The organism is Magnetococcus sp. PR-3, assembly GCF_036689865.1.
GTDB lineage: Bacteria > Pseudomonadota > Magnetococcia > Magnetococcales > Magnetococcaceae > Magnetococcus.
In genome coordinates this window covers 35432-59628 of the sequence record NZ_JBAHUQ010000031.1, presented here as the reverse complement: position 1 = coordinate 59628, position 24197 = coordinate 35432, and the positions used below count along the sequence as shown (strand labels likewise).

Genomic DNA, 24197 nt, shown 5'->3' with positions numbered 1-24197 from the left:
TTACATGACTCACAGCGGCTCCTCCTCGAACTCATCCTCCATCTGCGCCAGCATATCGGCCAGCAGCAAGGGGAACTCTTCGGTCAACATCACCACCGCATTGTGGGTCTGATTCATATTTTCGGCATTTTCATGCAGGAATTCGGCAAGTTGCATAAAGGGCTGATCCAGCGCTTCCAGCTCCTCCATAGTGATTTCCGAACTCTCCTGCAGCGCCGCCACCTGATCGGCCAAGGTCAGAAGTTTGTCCAGCACCACCTGGGTGTCACCACTCTGCCCGGCCGTTTCACGCAGACTCTCCAGGGCGGTCTGGATCGGCTCCAGCCCCTGTTTCATCTGCCCAGTAAGCTTCTCGCCCAGCTCTGTTACCGTCTGGGTCAACGCCTTATCACGGGCCTGGGCCAACTCTACACTGTGCGCCTGCAGACGGCTAACAACCGGCTCCACCAACTGGCTCTGCAGCTGTGCCTCAGAGAGACCGCCACTGCTTAAGGCCATCTTCTCCATGGCCTGTTTGAACAGCTTATCCAGATCTTTACGTAACTGGCTGGCCGAGGCTTTAACCGCCTCCAACTGAATGCGACCACTCTCTTTAAGGGCGGCATTAAGACGGTTGAGGAAGGCCTCGCCATCCAGACTGTGGGAGGCCTTCTCCATACGCCCCATCACGCTTTCCAACTTCTCAGCGGTCTGGCGCATCTGGCTGGCATCCCGACTTACCTCCAGGCGCATCTGCTCACTCAGGCTGCCCATGGCCTCGGACACTGCCTGCACCCCACCGTCGGAAAGACGCTCACCCTCCTCACGCAGCAACTCCAGAGCGCTGTCCAGGAAGGTCTCATCCATATTTTCCGCCTTGCTGCGCAAGGTCTGCAGAGTTGACTCCAGGGTCTGGGACAGACTCTGCAGGCGTGATGCCTCTCCGGTCAGGCGCTCCTGCACCGCACTGGCCATGCCCTCCATGATCTGCTGTAGCTGCTGCTGATCCATCTCCGCCAGATTGGCATCGGCGCTATGTTTCTCCAGCAGGGTACGCACATCGGCTTCAGACATGCCCTGCATGCGCTGATCCACACGCGCCAACAGACCATCCATACGCTCACTCAGGGCGGCCAGTTGACTGGACCCCGAATCGACCCGCTGACTCAACGCATCAGAGAGCTTCTGACCAATGTGTTCCACCTGCTGCTGAAGCGCCTGCAAGGCATCCTGATCCACCCCGTTGCCATTGCCCACCTTGGCGGCCAAAGCGGGGGCCAGACGCTCCAATTGTGCCTCAAAACCACTGCTCAATTGGGTCACCTGACCGGAGAGGAAGGCCAGCTTATCGGCACTCTCCCGCAGCTGTCCCTGCAGCTCCCCACGCAGCCCTTGCAGCAGACCATCCAGGGTGGCACTGCTCAGGCTCTGAGGCTGACCACCTTCGCTCTGAATCGCCTCCAGAATGGGGGTTAGATCCACCGCTTCAGGCTGTTGCCACCCTTCCAGCCGCTTGATCAGACCATCGGCGGTATGACGTAGACGGCCACTCTCATCCTCTACCTGTTCACGCAGTTGACGGAAGCCTCGCTCCAGGGTATCGCGCAGACTCTTTTCCAACTGCGCCTGCTCCTGGCCCTGACCTTGGCTTAAGGTCTCCAGCAGCTCCGTATGCAAACGGCTGGAGCGCTCATCCAGCGCTTCACTGGAGCGTTCCAGACGCTCCAGGGCACGACGGATGGCGGCGCTATCCTGTTCAAACCGTTCACCGATGCGCTGGGCGATCTGCTCCATGGTCTGGCGCACACTCTGCTCCAGCTCCACCGTTGAGGTGGGCACGGCAACCACCTGGGAAGCATCCCCACGGGGCATGCTGGCCATGGCCCCTTGCAGCTCTTCACTGACCAGTTGCCGCATGCGTTCCATATCCAGGGCGGCGGGCAGCTTGCTACTGACCTGACTAAAGCCACTGGCTACCGCCTGTTCCAACATCTCTTCAGAGAGTTTAAGACCACCGATACGGCCTGTCAGGCCCTGCAGCTCCTCACGCACGAGATCCACCATGGAGGCGAGGCTGCCGTGGCGCTGGCTGAGCCGATCCCCCTGCTCCCGCACCGCATCCAACACCGGTTCCAGGTCCACCTTTTGGCGCTTGACCTGCTCCATGCTCTGCATCAGCTCGTCATGACGGGCGCGGGCCTCACTGTGCTGACGCTGCATCATCTCCATCAAACTCTGCTGTAGCTGTTCCAACTGCAGCGTTGCTGGCTCGGCCAGCTGTGTCTGATCGTAGCGGCCCACGCTGTTAAGACGCTCGACCACCAGTGTCGCCAGACGTTCATGCAGCTGCTGATGGGTTCGCTCCACCAACTGTTCCATACCTTGCAGGGAGGGTACCAGCCCCTCGGGGGTGGTCTGAGCCTCATCACGCAGGCTACGCAACCCCTGGCGCAGTACTTCACGGCTCTCCAACAACATCCCTTCCCACTGGCTGCGGGCCTGGGCAAACAGCGATTCAGCCTGCTCCAGAGAGAGACTCTCCACCGCCGCCAACTGCTCCATCTGCGTCACCCCACGCCCCACCTGCTGCATTAAGGTTTGCAGATCCTGCTGCTGCCCCTGCATCAATTCAGAGAAGCCCTGCATGGCCGCATCCACCTGGGATTGACTCTGCGCTGCCAGTTGGCCGCTCTCCTCCTTGATCCACGCCAGAACCGGCTCCAGGGAGACCCCTGCCGCCTCACCACCCTTGCTGGCCAGCAGCGTCATGACCCGCTCAAGCTGTTCACTCAAGCTTTGAAAACGCGCCCCCTCCATGGGGGCCATGGCCGACAGTTGATCTTTAATCTGCGCCAACTCGCTGGTCAACGTCTGCCGCTGGCTTTCCACCAACGCCTTAATATGCTGTTCGGCATCGGCCTGCCAACTGCTATCGCTGCTCACCTCGGGCTGACTGTCACGACGCTTCTGCCACTTGAGCAGACTCTGGTTGACCCGTTCCAATACCGGTTCCATCTGTGCGGTAAGACGCTCTGGCAGCAACCCCACATCCTCATTCAGATCCTGCACCATGCGTTGGGTTTCACGATTCTCGGCACTCAGATTTTGCCCCTGCAGGGCGATCTTCTCCCCCAGCCCCTGCTGCCCACGCAACAAATCGCCATTGATGTTCTGCATACCATGCAGCAGTCGCTCGGTATTGTTCTCCATGACACGTTGGGACTCCTGAACCGCACGGGCCAGATCACTGCGCAACAGGGAGAGATCCTGACGACTCAACGCCTCCTTAAGCTGCTCCAGAGCCGATGCCGAGTGGTCAGCAGCCTGTTTCAGCCCCTGCAGATCCTCCCGCACCCCCTCGATGACACGGCGCCCCACATCCCCCAACAGCTCCTTGAGCTGATTGAGGAACTCCCCACGCCACCACTCACCACGACGCATAAATTGTAGGAGCTGTTCAGCCCGCTCCTGGGCCCCTTTTTCCAGCCGTTCAGCCAGACTATCCAGCCCCGTCTCCAGTTTCTGGGTCTGGGTGCTGATCTCCTGGCTCAACTGGTTGAAACCGGACTGTAGCTGTTCACCCTGCAGCTTACCCTGTTGCTTAAGTTGCTCACTTTGAGCCTGGATACCACCGTGCAGACGGTTCATATCGTCATGGACCTGCGTACCCTGCTGGGCCAACTGCTGGGTCTGACCCTGGATCGCGCCATCGATCTGGCTTAACCCGGCCTGCAGTTGCTCACCCTGCTGGGCCAACTGTTTGGTCTGACCCTGCAGCCCTTCATCCACCCGGCCCAAGGCCTGCTGTAGCTGCTCACCCTGCCCTTTACTCTGCTGCTCCAGCTGTTCACTCATGGTGCAGAAGCGCTGGGTCAATTTTTCATCCCGCAGTGCTGCCCCTTCATCCAGGCGGCGCCCCAGATGATCCATCTGCTGGACCCGCTGACGGCCATCATCCTCAAGGGTGTTGACCACCCGCTTTAACTGATCTTCCATGCGCTCGGAGTGACCATCCAACGCCTTTTCCATACGCTTGCTGACCAGATCGGCACTCTGATCCACCCCATCACGCACCCGTTCCAGCAGATGATCCCGCTGCTGGTCCCGCTGCTCCAGCTCCTCAGAGAAATTCTGAATTCCCTTCTCCAGACCCTGGGCGATGCGCTCCAGCAGACGCTCCTGCTGTTGGTTGCGGTTATCGGCGAATGGCTGCGCGGGGGCCACCGCTGCACTCTCACGCCCACGCTCTTCAGAAAGCGGCAGCATGGCGCTACGGAAGGTGCTGGAGAGCCCCTCTTCCAGGCGCTCAATCAGGCGATCCTGGTGCAGTTGGAACGCCTGCAGGCGATCCCCCTCCTCCAGGCGCATTCTTTTCATACCCCCCAACAGGGCATCGCGCATGAGGTTGGCCAGCTGCTCATGGCGGGTCTCGGCCCGCACCGCACTCTCTTCCAACGCCTCTTGCAGCGATGCGGTCAGTTTGGCGGTCAACCCCTCCAGGTCCACCCCCATCTGGGTCTGGTCCGATCCAGTGGTGCCACCACGCTGCAACTGCTCCAGTAGCAGCGTTTCGGCGGGGACATACTCAATCAAGCGGCTCAGGCTTTCGGCAAAGGCCTGCAGACGCCCCTCCAAGCCATCGATGCTGCTGCGCATCTCCACGCTGAACAGAATGGCCACCAACAGGCCGATTCCCAGGGCCATCAATTTGGTGGAGGCCGCTTGTAGCACCCCCGCCAGCGCCACCCGAATGGTATTCACATCCAGGCTCTCTGCCCCAGCCAACTGGCCGTGCAGGGCGGTCATCAGCCCAAACAGGGAGACCACCAGAGCCAGCCCCACCACCACCAGCGGAATGCTACGGATCTGTCTTAGATTAACGTGATAGGGAAGAATCTGCTGGGGAGAGAAAAACTGTTCAGCCCGCTCCACACTGCGCACCAGAGCATCGCCACCAGCGCTAACAATGGTGTTACGGTAGTCGCACCAAGCAGCACCGATCACCGGGTTTTGGCTAAGCAGGGTGGAGGCAGTTTCAAAGGATTCGGCAGAATGGCCATTGAGGGCGGACTCCAGCGTGGAGAGCCCCTCATCCAGCGCATGGCGCACCGGTCCAATCTGGCGGATGCGCAGGGAGATCCACATAAACAGCGCCCAAATGGCCAGAGCCACGGCAAACCATAGGGTTGCCTTTGGGTGTGTCAATAGGGTGACCGCATCTTCAAGCATGGCAATCAACTCTAGTTGGGTGGCAGCTTCACCACAATATCATGACATTTGATGCAACGACCCGCCGCCGGATGGTGGCGTGTGGAGTCCGGATAGATCGGCGGCCCCACCTTGGTAATCATCGATGCTTTTTCAAGCACTTTACCAACCGGTGTTATGGGTTGGCTACCCGGCGGCGCGCCCCCCTTGATCAGGTGGCACTTGGTACACAGCCCCCAATAGGTGTGCGGCAGCTTGGCATTTTTGGCGATTACCGGAAGCATCTTAACGACCATTTTGGCCGGTTGCTTTTTCTTTCGTTGCACTTTTTGCACCACCTCTTCCTGAATGGTGGGCTGGGTGGGCATGGGATAGCTACCAAAGATCTCGCCCTGCAGATATCTAGGCACCCGGGTGTTGGACCAGTTCTCCAGGGTATCCTTGTTCTTATCATAGAGCAGCCACGCCCCCACCATCACCACCAACAGCACAATCATGGCGGCAAGCGGAGAGGTCGGTTTACCATTTAGTTGCACCATCGACCCCTAGCGTAGCTTGTTGGACCACAACGCAAACCCTTCATCATTGCGCAGGTGGCAGTTGCGGCCATTGATCTTTAAATACTTGGCATAGATCACCGCATCTTTATTAACCCGGTCAAACTTAAAGCCGCGCCCACTGACCTGCATATCGTGTTGCAAGGTACAGCCCATAAAGGCAAGGAACCAACTGGGGGCTACGGAAATGTGCAGCTCCCGGTTGCCCGCCTGACTAAGCCAGATATGGATCTGCTTATCCTGCCACTGAATCTCAGAGATCTGCTGAATGGTACCATCAAAGCGAATCAGCGGTGCCTTGCGAAAGGGTACCAGCCCCGGCTGAACCGGTGCCCCCCCATCGTTACGTACCGGATTAAGGGCATCCCCCACCGCTTGGGGTTTACCGATCCCCCCTCTGTTCTGGGCAGGCTGCTGCGCTGCCACCTGTAGAGCCTGGGGTTGCGGACCCTGGTTTATCTGACCCACGGTACCCGGCTGTGGCAGGTTGAATTGCGCTACCTGCCCCAACCCGGTCTCTCCTGAAAACAGAGAACCCACCTGATTGGGAACAATGGCCATCACAATCAGGCCAGCGATAAACAGGGCGGCAAGTACGCCGATCCACTCTTCCCACTTCATAAATCCATCCACATCGCAACTACGGGGTTATACCGACATAAGCAAACGCACTATGCTAACGCACAGAGATAGATGGGTCAATTTAAACCACACTATAGAACAGAAAGGGGGAAAGATCAAAAGCGCTGGAGAGGGCAACGTTGCCAGCGGAGGTTACCGCCTTTTTTAAAGGAAGTGGTACAGGGGGAGGTTAGTGCTCAAATTCAACACTGAACAATTTTTGCAGGTTGGCAATCTGCACAATACGTGCATTTTGCTGGTCCAAGATCTTCAAATGCAGTGAACTACCAGCCTTATCCAAGGAGGAGCGCAACATGATCAATCCACCCAGCGTGATGCTATCCACTATCTCCTGGGCTCCACCCAACAACACCTTCAACTGAATACCGGAAGGCAGCATGCCCGCTTGAGACTGCATAGCCGACAGATCTGCAGAATTCAATCTACCAGGTATGGTTAGACTTGGTATGCCTGCATCAAACTGATAACGTGGCCTTGTTTGGTTCATAACACTCTCTAGAGAACAGTTCTTACTAACACACATCAAGAGATTAATTATAGACCATCCGGTTACAATTCACCACCCTTTTCTGCCTTATCAGAGACTAAAAAAGGGAGGAGTGCATTGCACCCTCCCCTTTTACAGCACGCTTCCTGGCAGGTTATACCGCTTCCATCTCCACCGGCGTCAAAAAGATTTGCAACTCGCCGATGTGTTTCATTTCCTGGAAGATACGCCGTCGCAACAGATCGACGATGAGATCCCCTTCGTAGACTTTCAACTCTCTGGCCACCTCCACATTCAACTCTACATGCAGCTTATCCCCCATAGTACGGGCGCGCATGTAGTTGATGCCATGGACACTGGAGACATCCTTGACGATCTTATAGATATCCTCCAACTCCTCCATCTCCGGGGAGGCATCCATCAGACCATCCACCGCTTCCAGATTTAGCTCCACACCGATCCGTGTCACCAGAATGGAGACTCCCACAGCGGCGATGGGGTCGGCGATGGGGAAACCAAAGGTGGCAAAAGCCACCCCCACCATCACTGCGATGGAGGAGAAGGCATCAGAGCGGTTATCCCAGGCATTGGCCATAATGGCGGGGCTGTTGTTCTCTTTACCCACACAGCTCTGATAGCGATACATCAACTCGTTAGAAGCCACCGAGATGGCCGCGCCAAGAATGGCGATACGGTTGGGCGCATCATAATCACCGGTCACAATGGCCTTGATGGCATCGATCAAGATAAAAATCGCCCCGGTAATCAGAATTAATCCCACAATAGAGGAGGAGATGAACTGCACCTTACCGTGACCATAGTGATGATCCTCATCGGCGGGCTGCGCTGAGATCTTCAGGCTGATCATGGTCACCGCCGAGGCCATCACATCCGCCGAGGAGTGAAAGGCATCCGCTACCAGCGCCTGACAGCCAGAGATCGCCCCCAGTACCCCTTTGATAATCACCAAAAAGATGTTGGAGATAATGGAGTACCAGGTCACCTGCTCCCGGCAATTTCGACATTGATCGTACTTCATGGCTCTTTTTTGTCCTCAGTTGGTTGAGGCTGTACGGTCGCACCCTCAGGTGCGCTACCATCAAATACCGGCAGCAACCGATTGAAGGTCTTCTTGTTCACATCCGGCACCCGCAGGATGGGATCGTTACGGTCAACACGGGCGGTGAAGTAGTCATAACGATCAAATCCAGTTACCTTGGCCAGAATATACCACGGAAAGGAGGAGATCAGGGTGTTGTAAATCCGCACCTCTTCATTGTACTCATCCCGCCGCAGAGTAATGCGGTTCTCAATCTCCACCAACTTATCCATCAACTGCTGGTAGGTGACGGAGGCGGTAACATTAGGATACTGCTCCACCACCGCCAACAGATTGGCCAGGGCACCGCTGCTGACATTGCCATCCATACCCAGCATTTGCTTAAGAAAGGTCGAGTTATCAGTACCGGCCAGAGCCGCATCCATATCCGCCGCCGTGGGCTCTGCGCCCTGGGCTTGGGGTGGAGCGGGCTGGCCAATCTGCTTGCGCACATCGGCCACATGGCGGTAGACCTCCTGCTCCAACGCTGCCTGGTTGAGGGTCAGGTTGACCAGATTTTGTACCAGGTTCAAACGCCGTTGCAGGGCATCTTCAATATGACCGTGTGAGGATAGCACCCGCTCCTCCAAGGTCACGAAACGGTTGAAGTTATAGAGGGTCGTCACCCCAAAAATCACAATGGAGAGAAACGAGATGGTGATGATCAACGAACGGGATTTGATGGGGGGCAGACGCAGTTTTTGCGACTCAAACTCCTCCTTGTACATATCCTTCATCAGACGTTTCATACGGCGCACACGCTCACTGTTGAGCGTTTCAGACTCAAGCGCCTCCAAACCGTCTAATTCGTCGTCGTGACCTCTACTGCTCATGACCATCTATCCATTCACACGCCACAGGGGGTAGGGTTCAGCTAAGTTCATCGGGCTCCACCCGCTCATGGGCGGGTTTGACCTGCAACATATTGTTCAGGGCATCGGCCTGTTGATAGAACAGGGCGGCATCCTCATCCCGTTTCAGACTCTCCAGCACCTCTCCAGTGAGCATAAATGCACGGGGATCAAAGGGGCGGATTTCCCTGGCCCGTTCCAGATGGGCCAGACTCTCTTCATGGCCATTGGACTGCCACAGCGCTTTGGCCAGGGCACAGAGTGCATCATAGAGGTCCGGTGCCATGGTCACCGCCTGACGCAGATAGGCGATGGCTGCTTCAGCGCGCTCCCCATCCAGCATCAAGGTGCCCAGACGCAGGTAGAGATAGGCATCATCATAACCGTTATTAAGGGCCTTAAACAGGACCTGTTCAGCCTGGGTCTGCATATCTAGACTCTGCAGCACCTCAGCCAACAGCAGATAGGCGCTGCTGGAGACGCCATCCAGGGCGGTGGCCATCTCCAGAACCTCTTTGGCCTCCTCCATGCGCTCCAGTCTCTGCAGATGGCGGGCGCGATCCAGCAGAAAGGCGGACTGCACATCGGCATCCATACGGGTGATACCCTGATACCAGCGAATCGCCCCGTCACTGATGTTGTTGACGACCACTCCCATGGCGTACCAACCAAAGGGCAACCACATGGATTTGGGTAGCCCAATGCGGCGTTTCAGAGTACTGACCAGGGGCTTAGGCTGGCGCATCTGCTGCTCAACATCCGCTGGATCCTCCAGGGCTGCCGCGGCCAGCTTGACCCGACGATCCTTTAGCCGTCCAAACAGAAAGCCAGGATTGGATGTCGGTTTTGGGGGCACCACCTCAGGGGCCAGCGGCTCCTCCTTAGAAGCCTTAGCAAAACGGCGGCGCTGTTGGATGCGGGATACCTTGGGCACCGGCAGTTCATCCACCACCTCACCACTCTTTTCATCCAACTCCACATCCGCCAGTTCAGCGGCAGGAATCGTGGTGGTCTGGCTACTGGCTGGTAAAGGCTCAGGGTCCGCCGCTGTAGACTCTTGGGACGCAACGGGCAGATCCTGTTCAATCTGCTGCAAAATTTCCTTGGCCACACGGTTGGTTACCAGTGGAGCCTCGTCCAGCTCTTGGGGGGATTCCGAGGCAGAAGCTGAACTCTGTTGGGTCTCCTCACCCGCTTCATCCATCTTAGTTGCAACGCCGCTTTCGTTGGCATCGCTCTGCACTTGCGCAGTTAATTGAGGGGCCTCCAAGGTGGAGGCGTCAACCTGCTGCGCCTCGGTCAGCGGCGCATGCTCGCTGGGGCTGATCGCTTCTTGGGCCAGTTCGACCACCGGCTCTTGGGCAGGCTCAGTGACCGGCTCTTGGGCAGGCTCAGTGACCAGCTCTTGGGCAGGCTCAGTGACCAGCTCTTGAGCAGGCTCAGTGACCAGCTCTTGAGCAGGCTCAGCAACCAGCTCTTGGGCAGGCTCAGTGACCAGCTCTTGGGCAGGCTCAGCGACCAGCTCTTGGGCAGGCTCATCCACCGCTGGTAGTTTCTCCACCCTTTCTGCTTCAGGCTGGGCTGGCTCATCCTCAATCCAGGTCAGGGTTGATAACGGTCCATCCAGCTCCAACGCGGCGTGATCCCGAGTCTCACGAGGCGAGGACTCTGTGGCCTCTTCCACCTCTAGCGATGGGGAGCTATCCAGCTCCATAGCTGTCAACTCAGCCATCTCATCCGCAGAGGGCAAAGGCACCTGGGCCACACTCATGGCAGGTGTCTCATCCAGCGGTATGGCGGACAGATCCTCCAACGCTTCGGTTGGCTCGGGCACCACCTGGGCCTCCAGGCCCTCCTGCATCTCCTGAGATCCTTGAGCACTCTGATCAACCGGGAGTTCCTGGGGGGCGGGGGCCTCATCCCGCTGCTGTTGCAGCCGTTCTGATAGCGCCTGATTGAGCAGTGCCTCAATCTGCACCATGGAGATGATATCCTTCTCACGCTCCTCTTGCGTCACGCTCTGCTCAGGCTGACGATCCTCAGGCGGGGCAATAAACGCCTCCTGTTGGGTATCACTGGTAACGGGCTCTAACGCATCATCCACGATGGCCTCAGCCATATGCCCCAGCGTCTCCAGAGGGGCTTCCCGCTCTTGCGGCTGCATCCCATCCTGTTGCTGCTGGAGAGCAGGCACTTCAACCGCAGGCTGCCACGTATGGGTATCCTGAGGGGCCATCTGTGGTTCAACAGGGGAAGGTTCAGCTGTGGACTGTTGGAGCAGCCAAGCCTGAGCAGCAGGACTACGCTCTTGTGAATCCTCTGGGGCGTTATAGGGGGGATCCGGCTGCTGCTGTAGGGTTTGTGTCTCCTCATCCTGGGCTGGCGCACTGTGGCTCGCCGAGAGAAAAGAGCCGTAATCCACCTGCCCCACCCGCTCCCGCTTGGGCAGGATCACCACATTGGAACGATTAACAGGCATCCCCACCTGCACCACCCGACGGGTGGGCTCTGCCCCCTCACTATGAATGCTGGGGAGAGGGGCCTCTTGACGCGTAAGACGATGTGTCAGCGGGTGCTCACGGTTCGGTTGGCGTGCTGGCGTTTGCGCTTGGGTGGCGGCCCCTCCCCCTCTTTGGGATGGAGCCATCAACAGATCCGACGCGGCAGTAGGATCCAGCCGATGGACTGGCATCTGGGCATGAGGGGTCTCGCTTAGAGGCTGTCCCTGATCCTGAGCCACCTGCTGCAAGGCAGTTTGCAGGCTATCTGGGGGCAACCTATCTGACGACAGGCCATTTGGCGGCTCAGGCGCATCACCAGCCAGGGACTCAAGCCACTGTTGCAGCCGTCTGTTTTCGGCACCAGCCATCATCCAACCCCTTGATAGACGATGGTATCCCAACAACAGAACATGTGCGCTAACACCGTCATTAAGCGCTGCGCCCCTCTTCCAACTGGGCGGCCCGCTTAAACAGCTGTACCGCCTGATCACGCATGCCCAACTGCTCCATAGCAAAACCGATGGAGCGGTAGACACGGGGCTCTTCCGGGCGCAGCTTCATGGCACCCTGAAACGCCTCCAAAGCCTCTTCATAACGCTCCAGATGGTCCAGAGCCAGACCCAGACGGTAGTGGATATTAAAGTTATCTGGGTTATCGGCCATGGCACTCTTAAGCACCTCCACCGCCTCCTCATACTGCTCACTCTGAATCAGAGCCATACCCAGAATGGAGGAGACTTTAGCTTCGGTGTGGCCGCGTGCATAGAAGTAGCTGAGCAGCTGCACCCCAGACTGGATCTTCTCCAGTTTCAGGTAGCAAAAAGCCAGATGGAATCCCGCATCGAAATCATCGGGATTGCTCTGCACCACATCTTCAAGCACCTCCGCCGCATGGGTATAGCGCCCCTGCTTGGCGTATTTGATGCCCTTATCGCGGAAATATTCGGAACGATAGTCATGATCCACGCTGAAGGTATCATCGAACCAGCGGATTGCGGCACCGGTGGAGCGCTTCAAAACCATGCTCACTGTGTGACCAAAAAAGCCCACTTCATCCCAGATTGTACCTTTGGTCGGTCTGCTTCCCATCTCACTCTACCCGTTTCACTGAATGATGGCATGGCAAGCCGCACAGGGACCTCGGTCTCTATGCGGCATTTTGGCTCCCGCCCGAATCGGGCCAGGGGGCAGGACGATTCCGTCCGGATCGGGCGTGATGTGCCCGGTTGTACCGATGGCGTGACACTGTGTACACGGCCCACGGTACGGGTGGGGCATGATATCCCCAGGTAAAATCATCGGCGCGGTCTCCACCTGAGCCAAGCCGAGGTTTTTCTCCTCGCTCAGAGTCAGGGTCAACAGCCGCCCTTTACGGTATACGGTCAGACTGGCGCGGCGGTCCATCTGCACCCGCCGAGTCTCTTTCTGCATCTTCTTCAAAGTCTTGACCTTGCGGCCATTGATGGCCACCAACACATCCCCGGCCAACATACCGCTAACGGCGGCATTCAGGCTAGTCTCATCAATCAACAGCCCCTCCAGATCCAGGGGCAGTTTTAATTTACGTTTTAGCTCAATACTCAACGGCAGCGCCTCCATGCCCTGCCAGTGGGCCTCGGAGAACTGCACATTAGGTGCCACGAACCCTCCGTTGGCATCAGAGAGCGCCGGTACCGGTGCCCGCTGTTCACCACGGCGTCGCTGCATGGCCACCGGCAGGCCCATGGCTTGCCCCTGGCTGCCCACAATGGGGGCACCCCGCGGTGTCTCAGGCGGGGCCGGGGTCACCGACATATCCGATCCGGGTAGATCGATCATACTGGCCAGCACCATGATGGCGACCACCAACATACCCAGTGCAACGATGGTGGTTCCCTTGAGCTTCATACAACGAACATCCGAATGGAGACAACAAACATTAGAACGGCATATACCCAGCGCAACAGGTACATCGGCACGACGGTTGTGAGCCAAGCGCCGATCATACCACCCAGGTACGATCCAGGCAATAAGATAAGGGCCATGATAAGCGGGGTTTCCGCTTCAAAGGCTCCGCTGGAGATACCGTGCCACATCGCCACCACCGAACCGACGATGGAGGCGAAAAAGACCAGCACCGCACTATTGGCGATGGCCATGCGCATGGGCACCCCATTAATATAGCGCTGCAAGGGCACCTCGACCACACCACCGGTAATACCCAGAATGCCGCTGATCAAGCCCATGGGCAGCCCCAGGATCCCCTCCCGCAACCAGCGGCTATCGATGTGGGCACGCTCCTGGAAACGTTTAATGCGGTCTACCTCATCATCAATGCCATGACGATGGTGATCCCAGATCTCCACCACCATCTTCAGACCCAGCGCCGTGGCAAACAACCCCAGCAGCATGCGAATGACGAAGGCATCAAGCACATTACCAATAAAGTAACCCACCACTACGCCAGCGATCACCCAAGGGATCAACGGTTTGAGCGCAGGCCAGTGAATGGTTCCCGAACGTTTATAGCGCAGTGATGCTGCACCATACATAAAAATATTTGTCAGATAGGCCACCGGACGCACCAGCACCAATCCATAACCAAACACCATCATCAAACCCGTTACCTTGATGATCCCTCCCCCCATGGTCATCATACCGCCGCTAATGCCTGCAACCAGTCCCAACAGTATCAGCCCAAAGAAGGTACTGACCGGATAACCGAAGATCTGGTTTTGTTGACTATGGGCGCTATTGGAGTCTAGGGAGAGCCAGGAGAAATCGAAGGGAGAGGAAGGGAGGTGCAGGTTGAACTGGTCATGCATGAGGTTTCTGGCGTTTTCCCACCAGGCGTCCGATGGGCGACTACTGGTGTCCGGAGGTGCCTGGGTCTGCCCCACGGAGTTCACCGCGCCTCCCCCCGGTGGCCCCTGGGCCGCCACCACCTGCATCACTGGTGGGGCCACATTGGGCCCGCCTCCCAGCGAGGCCCGAGGCTGCATACCGTTGCCAACCGGCGGGGCCAACTCCAACACATCCCGGAAGTGGGCGCGAATCAGATAGCCGGGAATCAAAAAGCCCCGCACCGTGCCGTTGTTCTCCTGAAACATCACCCCAACACCCAGCAGGGTACCCTGGGCATCCACCACCGGACCACCACTCTGGGACCAGTGATAGACAGCGTTCAGCGGCACCAACCCCCGGTAGGGATCGCCGGTCACTCTCAAACTCACCGGCGCACCGGTAATGCTGCCACTCTGAGAGATGATGTTACGCTGCAAGCCATCCCCCCAAGCCACCAGTGGGAACCCTTGAGGATAGGTACGGGTATCGGTGGGGGTTAGGTAGGGAAAGCTATCGCGGGTGATCAGCTTGACCACCGCCAGATCGTGTTCCGGTATGATCTTAACCACACGGGCTTGATACTCTTTACGTCCTGCAGGGGTGGCCACACGGGCCTTGATGGAGACACCACCGTTAACCAAATGGGCCGCGGTAACCACGTAGCCCTTGGCGTTAACCAGCACCCCAGAACCCACCGGGTTAAGGTTGCCGCCCTTGTTCAAGGCCACAAACAGGCTTACCACCGAAGAGCGTACCAGTGCCGAGGCCGACTGAACCGGCGCGTTGGCCATGGCTGCAGGCATACCTTGCGCCTGACCGTTGCCAAGGGCCACGCCCTGACCACTACCAGGCAGTACATGGTTGGGCGCCCCACCAGCACGCATATCAGGCAGATAGCTGAGCTTACCCAGTTGATCACGATGATCACTGAGCAGATGGAAACCCCACGCGAAGGTGGCCAGACAGGCCAGCGTCAGGATCACAGCAGGAATGCGCCAGCTCTGACGGCAAAAGGGCACATTCAATTTTTTAGCGGCTTTTTTCTTCATGGGTGAAAATGCCATTCCCTATTCACAACGCCCAAGATCAACTCTTGGCCGGATCAGTCAAAACCTCATCGTCCGCCAGGATCTCATCCTGTTGGGCGGTCTCACGGAGCTTAGCCAGCTTGTCAAGATCCTCTTCCACCTCACCAAACTCCGGTACCGAACCGGGTAAGGAGATAAAGTGCACATTGACATCCCCCACATGGGGTATGGTGTCTGCCACATGCTCCTCCACCCGATCGGCTATTATCTTGGCCTCTCCGATATCGATATCCGGGGTCACGCCGATATTGATGGAGATCCACAACTCCTGACCAACACGACGGGTACGGACCTCTTCGACCATCTCCACACCCTTGATCTCATTGGCACGGCGACGGATCTCATTATTGGTCTCCTTGGTGCCGGACTGGTCCATCAAACCCTGCACCGAATCCCAGAACACCTCACCACCAAGAATCAGCAGATGAATGCTCTCACCCACCGCCACCACACTATCGAGCCACGGCACACCCAAGTAGTGAGAACCAATGATACCAAGGGCCACCGCCATGGAGGAGATACCGTCGGCATGGTGGTGTTTGGCCAGGGTCTGCACCATAGGACTGTTAATCTCAAAGGCCACACAGCGGGTGTAACCCCAGAAGAATAGATTGACCACAATCGAGATAATCGCTGCCCATAAGGCGATCATATGGGGCGCTTTATGCTCCCCCTCCAGCAGCACCGTGGCCACATTAAAAAGCAGCCAGCCAGTGATGCCCAGCAGCACAAAGCTAACGATCAGGGAGAGCAGAAACTCAATCTTACCGTGGCCAAAGGGGTGCTTTTCATCAATGGGCTGATTGGAGACCTTCAACCCCACGATAATCAGGGCTGAGGTAATGACATCCTTACCGGAGTAGAGGGCATCCGCCAGCAGCGCGTGGGAGCCGGAAATGATCCCCACAAAAATTTTCATGGTGGAGAGCACCAGGTTGACCAGCAACCCCACCCATCCAATCATCTCATAGCAGACGATGCATTTTGAGTAACGCATGTTTTTCCCGTCATATCTCAATGGAGCCGGTGTTGCGCCCCAGTACCCCGTGTCTGTACGGGGTCGTTTCTATACTCAAGCGTGGCGAGTTGGATTAACCCGGATATTTCATGGATACCAGACGCTCTTACTTAGAGATTGGATCCATGAAAATCAGGGTTAAAACTCATCCACATCCTTTTTTTTGCTCCCAGAGGCACTCTGCACCAGAAAGCTGAAGGTGGCAATACCAAAGCCGCCGATAAAGGCACCGGCCAGGGCCAGGATCAGTGGCATTTCCACCGGTTCGCCAAAGACAAAGCGAACCTCAACATCATGCATGTTTTGCGAGGAGAAGATCAGCAGAAAAAAGGTGATGATCAGTGATAGTAACAGCCTGAACAAGGATCTCTCCGACTCGTCAAAACCTAAATGTCAATTAAAGCTTTTCAGCCGCCGAGCCCACCAGAGGCAGGCGCCAGGCCCGTCCCATAATCACCGAAACCAGCCCCACCAGTGACAGCACAAAGCACAGCACACTGGAGAGTTGGAAAAACAGCTTGCCGATACCCGGCACGATCAGGGCATAGACAGCAGCCACTTCCCAGATCCAGATCACAATACCCTGTCTGGCATGGAACGCCACAAAGGGGTCGCGACGACCGATCATAAAAGGAACCAGGGCCAGAATACCCAGATAGCTCATACCTGCCAGAATCTGCGCCACCAGACGATCCCGGTCACTAATTAGACGAAATGCAGCCATTTGGTTCACCAAAACAGGGACTAAACACAAGGGCGGAGGGCCACGGGGGAACACCCCCTCTGCAACCATCCGCCCCCTTTGTCACATCAGGATAGGGTGAAACCCCCAAAGGGAATCATCCGCCTACGATATCACCAACCTGATTCCAGTACTCCGTGGGCAGCTCGGTTGCCAGCTTCAGAGCACCAGCAGCACCAGCAAAGTCGGGGTCGGCCACACGGGAAACATTGACCTTACCATACTCTTTAAGCCCCTCCGACAGGGCCGCATCCAGACCGATCATGTTGCTGCCACCACCGGCGAGGATGATGTTCTTCAGCGCTTCCTGCTGATTCTCGGGATCGAAGGAGAGCACCAGCTTCTCCACACTCTCCAGAATATCGGGAATCACCGTCTCACAGGCGAAACGCAACTCGCGGGTGACATCGTGCAACATGGGTTTACCACCCGCACGCAGATTGACCACCACCTCTTCAGTAGGCTCGCCTACAAAGCCGTGTTTTTCTTTGATCTTCTGGGCGATGTAGGAGGTAATCTGTACATCGGGATAGGATTCAGCAATGGCGTGGGTAAACACCTCATCCACATAGTTGCCACCCTTGAGCAGGGTAATCTGATCCTTGTCCGAAGGCACGGTACCCTTCATGGCGCAGATGTCGATGGTACCAGCACCGATGTCGATGACAATGGCGTTGTTGAGCTTGTCCAGACCATAAGCGACCATGAAGGGCTCGGAGACCACCATGGACATGTTCATCAGCTCATCGGTGATCTTGAGCAGTTGGCTCTTGTTGTAGATGGAGGTGCGGGCTGGTACGCCAACGATGCCAAGAATCTGCTCATCGCCCTGGGGCTGAGCCTGATTAATGACATACTGCAGCAGCTCCTTGGCCGCCATTTCATCCTTTTCGCTGGTCTCTTTGAGCACACCATCGGCCAGGGGGTAGTAGAGATTCAGATAGGCCTGGTTATCCAGCGCCTCCTGCCCCACCACCACGGTGTTGTTCAGAATCTTCACACCGATGATATCTTTAGGATAGCCAACCACGGAACGTACCATGGTCTTGACGCCACGCCGGGTCATAATGGCCGTACGGGAAGTCCCCAGATCAATACCGACAAACAGTTGCTTATCATTACCTGCAGGAGACTGCATGACCCCTCCTTGAAACAGTGAACACAAATGCGTGTTGTTTTTTCCAATGGCTTAAGCTCTGTGTTACCCAACATCTGCTGGTTAGAGCGAAGCCACCAAATTCAGTGATTGTCGCGGCATTGGCACCAAATTTCAAGTCACCATTTGCACAATCATCACTTTAATGCCCCTTAAGTCGCGAAAAATGGTTGGAAATGAGATTGCTTACCGAAAAACCTCTCCCAACAAACCGTCGTCACTTCCCAATAAAGGCACTTTGAAACATTACAATCTGATAGAGGTCGGTTAAAGCCTACACCATCACTTTTTCGAAAAAGGAATGATCTTTCGTACTTTACCACCTGTCCACCGGGCGCTGGTGATCACCCCCCCTACCGCATCACCTAGCAGATTGGCTACGCCGCTGCCCAGGCTCTCAACCTCCACCGCTTCCACATACTGATCCACAGGAAGGGCACGGCTGGGGTTGGGGGGCTGGCTGATCTGCTCCGTTAAGGAGACCGGTTTAACCACCCGCTGCGGTTGCATCACCGTCACCCGCTTATTACCAATGCTCTGCACCGTAGCGCCACCTGCTTGGGGGACCATGGGAGCCTGCTGCTGAGGTTTATCCCGACGCACCACCTTGGCCCGCAAGCGCTTGCTAGGCTTTTGGGGCGTTGAGGGGGTCGCCGACGGCCGCACCTTAGCAGGCAGGCTGATATGGGTAACCCGCTGCTGGGGCGTTTTTTCTACAGAAGCGGCCACAGATTCTGGCACGCTGTTTTCAGTATCAACAGAAACCACAGGCTCTGACGCAGTATTTACTGCATCAACAGAGGCCACAGGCTCTGCAACCGGTAGATTGTCAGGTTGGGGCAGACTACTGAGCTGCTGATCCTGCTCAAACTGATCAACATGCTGGGCCAACCCTTTATCCGCTGCCAGCGTTTCTACTGTGGAAGCAGCGTCAAGTTCAAGGGGCTTGGGGGCAACGGAGCGCCCAGTCTGCCGCTTCATGGGATCAAAGGGTGACCCCACAAAACAGAGCGCATCACTCTTGGCCAAGATGGCGTGCTGTTTTTGAGCTGGAGCTCTAAAGCCACTGCGGCGCACCCCAACTTCATCGTCACTGCAGGGAAGGTTAATATGCTCGTTCAGAGCGCTTACCTCACCCAAGTGCCAACGCATAGCATCCATACCGCCAAGCAGTTCATCGTTAAAAATCGTCCCCTGCATCTCCATGGAGAGCGACGGGGGAAAATGATCAACATCTGGCCTTGCCTGCTTGGAAGCATCTGAGCTGGTTAAGGATTCAAACATCTCCCCCCACCGGTTTTCACCAGGGCGAAGGTCGGAACGATGAGTTTTTAGGGAGCCGGATTCGAATGGGGTGGCTCCAATTTCCAAACTCTTCTTCCGTCGCTGGATCGCTACTGTCCTGTAGCGCCAATGAGGGGAGGAAACAAAAGGGTCTTCGCGCTCCACGCCCCACGGGCCCCGTACCAACGGATCCCCCATGAAACTGCGCAACTGGCGCAACTCTGCAGATTGAATCAACCGCTTTTTACGGTGAACCACAGAGGCCGCACTTAATAAACTGATCTCTTTGGGCCTAACCTCTTCGCAGGTTTCCTTCTCCACAGGCCGTTGTTCAGCCTGATCCTTTTCATCCCCTTGAACGGCAGCCTCTTGAGTAGCCACCGTTTCTTGAGCTGTCGGTTCAGGACTCTGTTCAGCCGGCTGGGCAGGCTCTTGGACCTCAGAGGGTGACGACTGCTGCAGATTCTCTACAAAACTGGGGGGCGTGACCTCTTCGTGCTCAAGGATTGTGAGAGAGGCCATCACTGCGGGCTCCACCTGCTCCTTGGACAACCAGGGACAGCCGCTGCCGGCCTTACTCTTAGGCTCCTGCATGGCCACAGGGGTGAGACGATCTGCACCATCATGGGGCTTTTTGGCAGGTTGTTGGTTGAGCAGCTCCAGCCACGGCTGATCATCCTGATCTGTGGACTTCGCCTCATCCTCTTCCGCTTCCACCTCATGCTCTTTGACCGGCAAAGTGGTGAGCAGATCCATCCAACCATCCATCAACTGACGCTGCTGGCTCACTTCAGGATGGTGCTGCACCGGATTGGATGGAACCATCTGATCACTCTGGGCTTGACTGCTCTGCTGAACAGATGCCGGTTGCACATCCTTAACAGGGGAACTGTCAGGCAGTACAGAGAGATTGCCCGCCACCTGGGCATCCAACTGCCAGGGATCCTGACTCTTACTCGCAAACAGACGTTGGGTCAGGGTATCCATCTCCACCGTCGAAGGGGCTGCCTTGGAGGGCGGTGTATCGACCAACGTGGTCACAGGCTCGCTTTTAGTTGGCGTTAATGCCAACGGCTTACCCACCGGCTCTTGAGGCGCTTGATCAAACACGGTTCGCGATGAGGCCTGGGGCACGGGACGTACCGGCTCTTTGGGCTCGGCTGCGCTTTTGGGCGCCCCCATATCCAACCAAGGAGCTTCAGGCTCCAGGGTGAGCATGCGCTGCTTGATCTCATCCAGCGTGATGGAAGCCTTGCGTACCGAACCAGCGCTGTCATCCTGGCTCTCCGGCACCTCTTCAGCGGATGCAACAGGGCGCACCAAACCGGCTAACCCACTGGGCCAGGGATGCTCGGACAGATCTGCTTTGGTCTGATCTGCAGCCACGTGCTTCACTTCCTTTGCAGGAACCGGTTGCGATTCTTCATGAGAATCGTTATTATTAACATTGACCGACTGCCCCCAGCCCTCTTTGGGCCATGGCATACCGGACTCTTCATTGATTACTTTAACCCCACGTGGGCGTACTGCCAAGTAGGTGGCATCCAGGGGTTGTTCGTCATCCTGCGCCCCCTCCCCTGCGGATTGCGGGCGCAGCAAGCGATCATCATGGAGGTGACGTTCCAACTCCACCGCTCGATCGCGGGAGGCCTTCTCCAGCATATCCAGCGCGGCCGCCACCGGCTTGGCCTCTACCGTCGCCTCATCCAACTCAGCGGAATCCAGCTTGGCCTCTACACGGGCCAGCTTCTGTTTGGGCGCTGCCGCCGCCAACTTCTGCTTGACCAGTTTGGCCAAAACATCGTGGTCGCGCCCCCCCGCTTCCCGCTCCTTTGCCTCAACGGGCTGTACCCGAACGGCTTCAGAGGTGGATATGGGCGGTTGGTTAGGCCCACCCAACGGCTCCTCAGCCTGGCGCTCCCTTACTGGTTCCGGCATGGGTTTGGAGCTACCCTCATCCATAACCAGTAGGTTGTCCGCCAACGTCGTGTCGATGGGGGCGGATTCAGGTTTCTCTTCAACCACCGCCTTGGCTGGTTGTGGTGCCTTAGAGACCGTAGGTTGGTCCGCTTCGCGTTTCTCCACCACCGGCTGGCTGGCTGCTTCAGGGACCCGATTAGGGTCACTTGACCCTTGGGCCGTGGCCTGTTTCTTCGGTTTGCTTGCCGCTTTACGCTGAGACGGCTTCTCCTGAGCGGCGGTTACCTTCTGCGTGGGTTGCGAAACCTCTGCAGTTGGGCGCACGTCAGCCGCCACATCCTCGCCGCGCTCATGGGCCTCCCGGTTTTGTCGTGCCCTGTCGGAGATCTCCTGAGCCGCCGCGCGAAAGGCGGCAATGCCCTTCATACGTCGCTTTTTTCTGGCCGCACGTCGATCCCTGGCTTCCTGGGCGGAACCCTGGTCAGGTGACGCGCCACCCGCATTGTGCTGATCGGTGTCCATATTTCCTTACACCCTTTGGCATAGCGGAGCATACAGCCAGAGACTTGACGCCCTTGGAAAACAAGGGCCGTCACTGTACCTTGACGAACATCCTTGTTCCGTTGCGCTCAATTTCCAGCAGAGCCCACTGCCGTCCTTTGGCAGCCTTGATGGCCTTATCGATGGAGCGACCGTCACTGACAGCCTGCCCATTGATGGCCACCACCACATCGTTACGCTGCACCCCGGCACGCATGGCCGGCGAAGCGGCACCCATATCGGTGATCAAACCACCACTCTTGCCCTTCAACATGGGCTGGCGGTTCATACGGGCCGATGTGATGGGAATAATCTCCATCCCCATCCACTCAAACTCGGTGGGAACCGGTTTGGGTGCGGCCCGGTTTGCTCTGGGTGCGGTACCATTGGTTTGCCATGCAGGTGTTGCGCCATTTTGCATACCGCCACCCTGCATAGCGCCGTTCCAGTTCTGACCCTGGGCCGAAGGTGCCATGGGGGGGGGCATGGAAGGTGCCATGGGCTGCTGCAGATTATTACCCATCTGCGCTAGGGGCATCCCAGCCTGCTGATTCATGGCCACCGGTTGCATCTGGGCACCGGGGCCCGCCTGCAGACGGGCTACACCGATGAGCAACTCTTCCCGGCGGCCATCACGCACCACCGAAAGACGAATTTCTTGGTTACCGGCTTGGATCAACTCCGCCAGACTCTCCAGGGACTCAAGCCATTTGCCATTGGCCTTGATCAAGACATCCCCTTTTTTCAAACCCGCCTGCTCCGCACTGGAACCAGCCTTTACCTGGTCCACAACCAACCCTTTAGGATAGGGAGAGCCCAGTTTAGCCGCCAGATCCACATTGAGAACCTGGAAGGTCGCCCCAACACCGCTGGTAACCATGGCCACCAACTCCGCCGGGGCCAGGGTGGGACTCTCTTTCATAGTGGTGGCTGCTGCTGGCAGCGCAAAGGCACCGTTGGGATCGAAGGAGAACATGCGGTCGGCACGGTTACGATGCTGGCCCATGCCCTGCCCCATACCGGGACCACGCTGCATAGCTATCGGTTGGCCTGTACCACCGGCTGGCAGGATCTGGTGACAGTTTTCACAGGGACCACGATCCCCATGGGGCATCACCGCATCCGAAGGGATAGGCGGTGGCGGGCGGGCAGCCACAGGCTGACCACCACCGGCTGGAGGCAAAATCTGGTGGCAATTTTCGCAGGGACCACGATCATCGTGGGTCAATACCGCATCTGACGGGATGGGCGGCGCATTCTGAGCCGCTACCGGCATCATGGTACCGTTGATGGGTGTGACGTTGGGCAACTGGATACGCTCTTCCAAAAACTCGCGGGCTGCATTGGAAGGTACCGCAAAACCCACCCCGGAGAAGGCGCTGGTGGTGGTGTAAATAGCAGTGTTCACACCAATGACGCTACCATCAGCCCCCACCAAAGGACCACCGGAGTTGCCACGGTTGATCGCAGCATCGGTCTGTAGAAGGTTACGATGCACTGTACCACCGATGTTCACCGCCTTACGCTTACCGGAGATAATACCCTGACTAACGGTCTGGTCCAGCCCAAAGGGGCTACCAATGGCGATGGCCGGATCACCAACGTTGACCAGCTTACTATCTCCCAGGGGTGCAGGCTGCAACGGATTATCTGCTTCCACCTTCAGCAGCGCCAGATCCCGGCGGGAGTCCAGGGTGACAATCTCGGCAGGCAGTTTAACGGTACCCTGATCATTGAACAGAGTCACGAACACCTGTTTAGCATTCTCCACCACATGGAAATTACTCAGGATGTAACCATCCTCAGTGACCACCACGCCGGAGCCAATACTCTCGGTCGCCATACCACTGAAAGGATTTGCAAACTGCAATCCTGTCTTGGTCTTTTTGTTGGGATCCCCAGGTCGCATGGTGGTGGCACTGACGTTAACCACACTGGGCATCATGAACTTGGCCACCCGGGCAAAGGGGGCCGGACCGGTCACATTCTGAGGAATGGACAGCTCTCCGCCACCAGGCGCCATGAGAGGCTGGTTCAGCGCCACCGGCAATGCAGCAGCGTTACCGCCCCCCTGAGTGCCTGGATTAACCAGGCCTTGGCCAGTAGAGTTCGGACCACGGTTCTGTGCAGGCTGCTGGACCGCAGAGCCGTTGGCCTTAGCCAACGCCATCTCCTGTTTAGCCTGATAGTCGATCCACCAATAACTGCCCAACATCAGCAGAAACGAACCAACCCATACCATATAGAGGTATTTCAGGTAGTGTTTCCCGCAGCTGGGATCTTGCTCGGGTGTCATACGGCA

16 protein-coding genes are annotated in these 24197 nt (G+C 57.1%); all 16 read right to left on the bottom strand.

The features are described from left to right. Positions 1-9: 9 nt before the first annotated feature. Entirely contained in the window at positions 10-5208 is a 5199-nt protein-coding gene (locus V5T57_RS15985; protein ID WP_332892250.1) for a hypothetical protein, read from the bottom strand. A gap of 11 nt (positions 5209-5219) precedes the next feature. Continuing rightward, positions 5220-5726 (bottom strand): magnetosome protein MamT, encoded by a 507-nt coding sequence (gene mamT / locus V5T57_RS15980; RefSeq protein ID WP_332892249.1) that lies wholly within the window; start codon positions 5724-5726, stop codon positions 5220-5222. 6 nt (positions 5727-5732) lie between these two features. Further along, a complete protein-coding gene (mamS, locus tag V5T57_RS15975; protein WP_332892248.1) occupies positions 5733-6365 on the bottom strand; it encodes a magnetosome protein MamS in 633 nt (210 codons plus the stop codon). 190 nt (positions 6366-6555) lie between these two features. Next, on the bottom strand, positions 6556-6873 hold the full coding sequence (locus tag V5T57_RS15970) for a hypothetical protein (protein ID WP_332892247.1): 318 nt from the start codon (positions 6871-6873) through the stop codon (positions 6556-6558). Between the two features lie 154 nt (positions 6874-7027). Further along, positions 7028-7912, bottom strand: coding sequence for a magnetosome biogenesis CDF transporter MamB (mamB, locus tag V5T57_RS15965; RefSeq protein WP_332892246.1), 885 nt, complete (start codon positions 7910-7912; stop codon positions 7028-7030). After that, positions 7909-8805 (bottom strand): magnetosome protein MamQ, encoded by an 897-nt coding sequence (mamQ, locus tag V5T57_RS15960; RefSeq protein ID WP_332892245.1) that lies wholly within the window; start codon positions 8803-8805, stop codon positions 7909-7911. The genes mamB and mamQ overlap by 4 nt, the downstream gene beginning before the upstream one ends. A 37-nt stretch (positions 8806-8842) precedes the next feature. After that, entirely contained in the window at positions 8843-11692 is a 2850-nt protein-coding gene (locus tag V5T57_RS15955; RefSeq protein ID WP_332892244.1) for a tetratricopeptide repeat protein, read from the bottom strand. A gap of 61 nt (positions 11693-11753) precedes the next feature. Beyond that, positions 11754-12413, bottom strand: a complete 660-nt coding sequence (gene mamA, locus V5T57_RS15950) for a magnetosome protein MamA (RefSeq protein ID WP_332892243.1) — start codon at positions 12411-12413, stop codon at positions 11754-11756. A gap of 15 nt (positions 12414-12428) precedes the next feature. Next, positions 12429-13211: a magnetosome magnetite formation protein MamP gene (gene mamP / locus V5T57_RS15945; protein WP_332892242.1), complete on the bottom strand. Its 783-nt coding sequence runs from the start codon at positions 13209-13211 to the stop codon at positions 12429-12431. Next, positions 13208-15211, bottom strand: coding sequence for a magnetosome protein MamO (gene mamO / locus V5T57_RS15940; RefSeq protein WP_332892241.1), 2004 nt, complete (start codon positions 15209-15211; stop codon positions 13208-13210). The genes mamP and mamO overlap by 4 nt, the downstream gene beginning before the upstream one ends. A 22-nt stretch (positions 15212-15233) precedes the next feature. Continuing rightward, positions 15234-16232 carry a magnetosome biogenesis CDF transporter MamM gene (gene mamM, locus V5T57_RS15935; protein ID WP_332892240.1) on the bottom strand — a complete coding sequence of 333 codons (999 nt, stop codon included), beginning with the start codon at positions 16230-16232 and terminating at the stop codon, positions 15234-15236. A 159-nt stretch (positions 16233-16391) separates the two neighbouring features. Further along, complete coding sequence (locus tag V5T57_RS15930; protein ID WP_332892239.1) at positions 16392-16616, bottom strand: lipopolysaccharide assembly protein LapA domain-containing protein; 225 nt, start codon at positions 16614-16616, stop codon at positions 16392-16394. A 34-nt stretch (positions 16617-16650) separates the two neighbouring features. Further along, complete coding sequence (locus V5T57_RS15925) at positions 16651-16977, bottom strand: magnetosome magnetite crystal formation protein family (protein WP_332892238.1); 327 nt, start codon at positions 16975-16977, stop codon at positions 16651-16653. Positions 16978-17092: 115 nt separating this feature from the next. Further along, positions 17093-18133, bottom strand: coding sequence for a MamK family actin-like protein (mamK, locus tag V5T57_RS15920; protein ID WP_332892237.1), 1041 nt, complete (start codon positions 18131-18133; stop codon positions 17093-17095). Between the two features lie 300 nt (positions 18134-18433). Beyond that, the gene (locus V5T57_RS15915; protein WP_332892236.1) at positions 18434-21877 is read right to left on the bottom strand and encodes a hypothetical protein; all 3444 of its coding nucleotides are present in this window, start codon (positions 21875-21877) and stop codon (positions 18434-18436) included. Between the two features lie 70 nt (positions 21878-21947). Further along, entirely contained in the window at positions 21948-24191 is a 2244-nt protein-coding gene (locus V5T57_RS15910; protein WP_332892235.1) for a trypsin-like peptidase domain-containing protein, read from the bottom strand. Positions 24192-24197 lie beyond the last annotated feature (6 nt).